The sequence below is a fragment of the Corynebacterium sp. genome, from assembly GCF_030530965.1.
GTDB lineage: Bacteria > Actinomycetota > Actinomycetes > Mycobacteriales > Mycobacteriaceae > Corynebacterium.
In genome coordinates, this window is record NZ_JAUMTY010000009.1 from 23,025 (window position 1) to 29,670 (window position 6,646).

The 6,646-nt window shown below is 57.4% G+C and carries 5 protein-coding genes and 1 riboswitch; of the genes, 3 read left to right on the plus strand and 2 right to left on the minus strand.

The window, feature by feature from the left end; genetic code table 11:
• Positions 1 to 10: 10 nt before the first annotated feature.
• A complete protein-coding gene (pip, locus tag Q3981_RS03175) occupies positions 11 to 1,081 on the minus strand; it encodes a prolyl aminopeptidase (RefSeq protein WP_303123830.1) in 1,071 nt (356 codons plus the stop codon).
• Between the two features lie 277 nt (positions 1,082 to 1,358).
• On the opposite strand from pip, the gene Q3981_RS03180 reads away from it, so the two are divergent.
• From Q3981_RS03180 to Q3981_RS03190, 3 genes are all read left to right on the plus strand, one after another.
• Complete coding sequence (locus tag Q3981_RS03180) at positions 1,359 to 3,812, plus strand: MMPL family transporter (protein ID WP_303123832.1); 2,454 nt, start codon at positions 1,359 to 1,361, stop codon at positions 3,810 to 3,812.
• Positions 3,812 to 4,456, plus strand: a complete 645-nt coding sequence (locus Q3981_RS03185) for a TetR/AcrR family transcriptional regulator (protein WP_303123834.1) — start codon at positions 3,812 to 3,814, stop codon at positions 4,454 to 4,456. The genes Q3981_RS03180 and Q3981_RS03185 overlap by 1 nt, the downstream gene beginning before the upstream one ends.
• Before the next feature lie 123 nt (positions 4,457 to 4,579).
• A riboswitch (FMN riboswitch) is annotated at positions 4,580 to 4,751 on the plus strand.
• Positions 4,752 to 4,797: 46 nt separating this feature from the next.
• On the plus strand, positions 4,798 to 5,532 hold the full coding sequence (locus Q3981_RS03190) for a nicotinamide mononucleotide transporter family protein (protein ID WP_303123836.1): 735 nt from the start codon (positions 4,798 to 4,800) through the stop codon (positions 5,530 to 5,532).
• An 81-nt stretch (positions 5,533 to 5,613) separates the two neighbouring features.
• Here the strand turns inward: Q3981_RS03190 and Q3981_RS03195 are convergent.
• On the minus strand, positions 5,614 to 6,646 hold a 1,033-nt coding region (locus Q3981_RS03195), incomplete at its 5' end, for a 3-hydroxyisobutyryl-CoA hydrolase (protein ID WP_303123838.1).

The following is a 6,646-nucleotide window of genomic DNA, read 5'->3' on the forward strand; positions in this document are numbered from 1 at the left end:
GCCGCCTCATTTACGACGCGAACGTTTCGGCAAACCTGTCTGTTGCCGACACCAATGTCGACGTTGTTTCTTCCTCATACGACGCATGTCCGGACGTCGGTGACCACACGAATGTAGCTTCCGGCCAGGCTTGGTGCAGCTGCCACCCTGTAATGGGCGGGCACACAACGTCGTAACGCCCTTGAGCAATCACAGCGGGAATTTCGCGGATCTTGTCGACGTCGCGCAACAGCTGCCCTTCCTCAAGGAACCCATGATTCACGAAATAGTGGTTCTCAATGCGCGCGAAGGCCAAGGCGAACCGTTCATCTTCATGCGTATCGGTGGGCTGATCATGCAGGTAGGACGTCGATCCTTCCCACACACTCCACGCCCGGGCGGCGGCAACAGCGGTGTCGTGATCGTCTGACCGCAGTAGGTCGTGGTAGACGTCGATAAGGTTGACGTCGGGAAGGTGTGTCATTCCAGCCGGGTTGAGCGGGTCAGGTTTTTTATCGTCGGGAATGACAGAGAGGAAGCGTTCCCACTTGTCGGGGAACATGTAGGCCGCGCCGCCGTTGTAATACCAATCGAGTTCGGTCCGTCGCAGCATAAAAATGCCACGAAGGATGATCGCCAGGGTTCGTTCCGGGTGGGCCTGGGTGTAGGCGAGCGACAAGGTGGAGCCCCATGATCCGCCGAACACGACCCACTTCTCAATGCCTAAGGTTTCCCGGATCGCTTCGATGTCACCGATCAATTCGGCTGTGGTGTTCACCGAGAGTTCTGCGTCGATGTTGGTGTCGGGATCGGCCAGGTGCGGGGTTGATTTCCCACATCCGCGCTGGTCAATGAGGATAATCCGGTACTTATCGGGGTTGAAGAAACGAGCCTCCTTGGCTGAGGTTCCCCCACCTGGACCACCGTGAATAAAGACGGCAGGGATGCCCTTTGGATTTCCGTATTCGGCGTAGGCGATGTGCTGGGTGCTGGCTGGGGAGTCAGGGGCCACCGGTCGTTCGACGGTTCCCTCATTGAATGGGGCCGTCTCCGGGTAGAGGCCTTTATCTACTGTCGCGATCTGGACATCGTGTGAATTCATGGTTCCCACCTAACCACATTGGCGGCTCATCGCGCGTCCGCTAATAATTCATCCACGTCACTACCCATTTCTTGCAGTACACGCGCTATTTCACGAGCTTCACACATGCGTTTCACAGCCTTTAAGTAACAATTTTGTTTCAGGAGCCCTGCAAAGTTGCACACATTGTGCAATTTTTTCTACTGTGGCTACGTCCTCCTCCTACGCGTCAAAGTCATGCAGTCCGCGTAGTGCCCCTGTAGGAGGTAATCACCCCTCTAAGAAAGGCTGGCTACCTATGGCGCGGTTTCTTTACCGTGTAGGCACTGCTGCCTACAAGCACAAATGGCCATTCATCGCCGTGTGGCTGCTCATCCTCATCGGAATGGGCGCGGCATCAGCTGCTCTATCATCCACAACAAGCTCCACTTTCTCGATCCCCGGTATTGAGAGCGAAAAAGCTCAAAACACCATGAAGGAGCGCTTCCCTGGTTCGGGAGACCAGACCACTGCCCCCACCGGCAAGCTCGTCTTCCAGGCCGAAAATGGGAAGAAGCTCACTGATCCCGACGAGCAACAAGCGGTCAACGACACTCTGACCAAGCTCAAAGACGCAGGCATCCTGAAGTCCTCCGATTCGATGGTGGATCCTGCCACAGCCGCCGCTGGGATTACGCAGAAGATCATGGCCGTCGGTCAGCAACAGCAGTTGCCGGAAGAGCAGATCGCTAAGAACGTTGAGTCGGTCTCGCCGCTATCAAGCGATCAGAAGACCGGCACGGTGGACATCACCTTTGATGCCGACACGGTCTCCGACATTCCGTCGTCGGATGTAGACAAATTCAAAGATATTGTCGACGATTCACGCTCGTCGAACTTGGACATCCAGTATGAAGGCCAGGCCTTCACGATGGAGGAGCCGAATTCGGGCACCTCAGAGCTGATCGGTATCGCTGTTGCCCTTGTTGTGTTGGTTATTACCTTCGGTAGCTTGATTGCCGCCGGTATGCCGATCATCACGGCGTTGGTCGGTGTGCTCATCGGTAACTTGGGCGTGATGGCACTGACCGGCCTGGTCGATAGCGTGAATGACTCCACACCGATCCTCGCCTCCATGCTGGGTCTCGCGGTGGGCATTGACTACGCGCTCTTCATTACGTCGCGGTATAAGAACGAGCTATCGAACTCGACTTCAAACCGAGTTCACGCTGCTGGACGCGCTGTAGGTACTGCCGGTTCATCGGTGGTGTTCGCGGGCCTTACTGTCATCGTGGCGCTGTGCGCGCTCTCTGTCGTGAGGATTCCGTTCTTGACGACGATGGCGCTGACCGCTGCTGCCACGGTGGCCATCGCTGTGCTCGTTGCATTGACACTGCTGCCCGCCGTCTTGGGTCTCTTTGGCAAGGCATTCTTCAAGGGCAACGTGCCGTTTATCGAGGCGCCCGATCCGGAACGCGAAAAGCCGACCATGGGCCTGCGCTGGGTTCGCATCATCCGCAAGCAGCCGTGGGCGTTCCTGGGTGTTGGAGTCATCGCGCTTGTTTTGGTGGCACTGCCCATGACACGCTTGAACCTTGCCTTGCCGACGGACGCCACGTCGGACCCGAATGAGTCGCCCCGGCAGGCTTATGAAATGGTCGACGACGCCTTCGGCCCCGGCCGTAACGCACCTCTTGTTGCTGTCGTCGACGCCAAGGATGTGCCGCAGGACCAGCGCCAGGTTGCGTTTGCCAAGGCTGTCCAGGAGTTCAACACCATTGACGGTGTGAAGAACGCCATGCTCAGCCAGGTTAACGACGCCGGCGATACTGCCCAGGTGTTGATTGTCCCCACCACAGGCTCGGTGGATGACAAGACCAAGGAAACCATGCAGAAAGTCCGCGATAAGGAGGATTCCTACACTGAGGAAACCGGTGCCCACTTTGGCGTCACAGGTGTGACAGCTATCCAGACGGACATCTCCGATCGTCTGAACAATGTGCTGGTCCCCTACATCGCCATCGTCCTGGTCCTGGCATTCTTCATCCTGATGCTGGTGTTCCGCTCGATCCCTGTCCCGTTCATCGCGGCTCTCGGATTCGGACTGACCGTCTGCGCGACCTTCGGTTTGACCGTCGGATTCTTCCAAGAGGGCTGGTTGGGCATCATTTCCGACCCGCAACCCATCATCTCGTTCCTGCCGATCATCCTGATTGGTATCGTCTTCGGCCTGGCCATGGACTACGAAGTGTTCTTGGTCTCCCGTATGCGCGAGGGATGGCATCACGGCAAGACAGCCGGCAATGCAACGGCCAACGGGTTCAAACACGGTGCCCGCGTCGTGACCGCTGCAGCCTTGATCATGATCTCCGTGTTCGCCGCGTTCATGCTGCAGGATATGCAGGTCATTAAGACCATGGGCTTCGCGCTGGCCGTCGCGGTCTTCATCGATGCCTTCCTGGTGCGCATGACTCTGATTCCGGCGACCATGTTCATCCTCGGCGAAAAAGCCTGGTGGATGCCCAAGTGGATGGCGAAGATTACGCCGCGGGTCGACGTCGAAGGTGAAGGAATTAAGGATATTTCTCCCGACGACGAAGCTCAGGGTTCCGAGGTCGGATCGCAGGGCGGATCTCACGAGAGCGATCAGTCCGCTTCCGACGACGACGCCACCAGCAACCCGAATATCTCCGAACCGATCGTTCCGGAACCGCGTGGTCGCCACTCCAGTGGAGGACACTCCGCAGGTAGTTCGAAAGTAGATGCTGACTAATGACTGGCCTTCGTGAATCGAAGAAAGCGGCCACGAGACAAGCAATCGGGGACGCGACGCTCACGGTGATCACCCATCGAGGCATCGAGGGGTTAACCGTGGCGGCGGTTGCTGAGGAGGCCGGAGTGTCCGTCCGGACATTCCACAACTACTTCTCCTCAGTCAATGAAGCCCTGCAATTCCAGTGCTCAAACCTGCTTGATTCGTTTGCGTCGATTATTGAACATGCACCCGCAGAATGGGACACGATCTCGTGCTTCGAGCACGCGGCCGAAGAGCTCATTCGCACCATCTTCGATAAGGGATGGGCGGCAACGAACCCGGAAGCCATCGGGCTCTATCTCTTGAGATCCGACAATTCCGAGTTCGCGGACCAGTGCAAAGCGAATATTGAGACCATGCATGATGCCATCGCCGCTCGCGAGTCAACCCGGCGCGGCACCACCGTCTCTCCTCGTTCCCTGCACGTGTGCTTGCTCTACGAGCTCTCCATTGCCGCAATCAACGCTGTGATTACCAGCTTCGGTTTACGACGCGGTAAGTCTCTTGCTGGTCAGGGCATTGCCAAGGACGAGTTCCTGAGAACAATGAACGAATCCTTCGCAACAATCCGTGATCGGTTCACCGACGCACCCGTCGCGTAATCATTACCCCACCCTGCTGCCGGACTCTGCAGTTCACGTCCGTCGGCGGGTGTGACCTCATGGCGCTGTCACGACTCATTATTGGGTTGTGGCAGCGCCTTTTGTGTGAGTGAGTAACATAGAGTTCGTTCTCAGGGCGGGGTGAAATTCCCCACCGGCGGTGAACCCCTTCTGACAGAGACGAAGAGGTAAGCCCGCGAGCGCTCTCACGTGAACGGATGTGCACATGAGGGGTCTAGCAGATCCGGTGTAATTCCAGAGCCGACGGTCACAGTCCGGATGGAAGAGAATGTATTTCTGTATGCCTCTGAGGATCACGTCGTCTTGCTACGGAGAACATCGTGAATCCTTTTTCTCATCTTCTCGACGCCACAGTCGTCATCGCCGGCTATCCCATTTTGTGGCGTGAAATCATCGGTAACCTCTTTGGGCTCGCTTCTGCAGTCGGGGGCATGAAACGAGTGGTGTGGGCATGGCCGGTGGGTATCGTCGGCAATATTCTGCTTTTCACCGTGTTCTTGGGCGGGGTGTTTGATACTCCGCAAAATCTTGACCTCTATGGCCAGGCGGGGCGTCAGGTGATGTTCCTCATCGTCAGTGCCTATGGCTGGTACCAGTGGCGGGCGGCCCGGTTGCGTGGAATCCGGGAATGTCAGGACACCGATCCCTCGCGATCAATCGTCTCGGAGCCGACCGAAGCGGCTGTGGAGCCACACTGGGCAACGGCACGGCAACGACTCACCATGGTCGGTGTAGCAGTCGTCGGAACTATCGTCTGTGCCTGGTTATTCAGTGCCCTGGGATCCTGGGGACCGTGGTCCGATGCCTGGATTTTCGTCGGTTCTATGCTGGCCACCTACGGGATGGCAAAAGGGTGGACGGAATTCTGGCTCATTTGGATTGGCGTGGACCTCGTCGGAATTCCGCTCCTTCTTGCAGCTGGCTACTACCCTTCCGCCGTGCTGTACATCGTGTACGCGGGCTTCGTCATCTGGGGATTCGTTGTGTGGGCCCGGTTGCAACAGAACACGAGCCCTGAGCAAGTGGACCGCCAGGCGCACTCAATCACCGTGTAGTGGGGGTGAGCGGCGGGCACGTTGCTCTTTGCACGTTGCGCGCCGCACTAACCCGCGACCGCGGCAACGTTACTAGCCGCCTTATTCGGACTGAGCGGTAACCAAGGCCTCTTCAAACGGTTCGGGGTTGACCTCGGCGGTGACGTGCGGGTCAAAGCTCGCCCGATTGTCCTTATCCACCAGGACCGCACGGACGCCTTCAGCAAAATTCTCCTGGTAGCGCAGGACCTTCCCTACCTCAAACTCATTCTTCAGGCCTTGGCGCAGATCTTCCGCCTTCTCATTCGCGCGGAACAATAACGTCGTTGCCACCAGCGAGGATGGGTTCGCAGAGCTCAACAGGTTATCAATAACAGCAATGAGCTCCTTGTCATAGCCACCCTTGTCAAGCTTCGCCTCAATATCGAACCAATCGCCCTCGCTGAAGATGTCGTTAATCTCCTCAATATGGCGAGCTAAATACGAGGGTCCCGCCTCCGCTGCCGGGCGCGCATAGGTGTCTAAGGCGGAATCGAGTCCGTGCTCGTCAATCGCGGTGACGAAGTTCTCCACCTCGTGCGAGGAAATAATGTGCGTGGCCATCCCCGACCACAACATGTCGGCCTGCGTAAATCGATAGCCCGTCAGCCCCATGAACAGCGCTAGACCATTCGACGTCGTCCCGTCGGGATCCCCATAAGGCTGGCGAAGGTGCTGCATGGCATAGGAAACCCCGACGTCCGTCGAGAAACCAATAGCCATTTCTGGCATCGAGGCCCACGTGCGTTCCGTAATCACCCGGTGAGAGCCATGCAAGGAAATCCCCAGGCCACCACCCATAACGATGCCATTCATCACGGCCACGAATGGCTTCGGAAACTCTGACAACAGAGCATTCATGCGATATTCGTTTGTGAAGAACCCATCAGCAGCAGCGCGTCCTTCCTCCGTGCCTTCAAGCTGAAGCTCACGAACGCGCCTGACGTCGCCCCCGGCACAGTACGCTTTCGGCGTCGACGATGTAATGACGACAACATCAACCGCCGGATCAGTCGACCACGCGGTCAATGCATTTTCCAGCGCCGCGCACATGTCGGTGTTCAGCGAGTTCAGTGCCTTGGGCCGGTCAAGAACG

Bases quoted from the DNA above. Each gene is read 5' to 3' on its own strand.
- pip (WP_303123830.1), bottom strand. From the start codon at position 1,081: ATGAATTCACACGATGTCCAGATCGCGACAGTAGATAAAGGCCTCTAC.
- Q3981_RS03180 (WP_303123832.1), top strand. From the start codon at position 1,359: ATGGCGCGGTTTCTTTACCGTGTAGGCACTGCTGCCTACAAGCACAAA.
- Q3981_RS03185 (WP_303123834.1), top strand. From the start codon at position 3,812: ATGACTGGCCTTCGTGAATCGAAGAAAGCGGCCACGAGACAAGCAATC.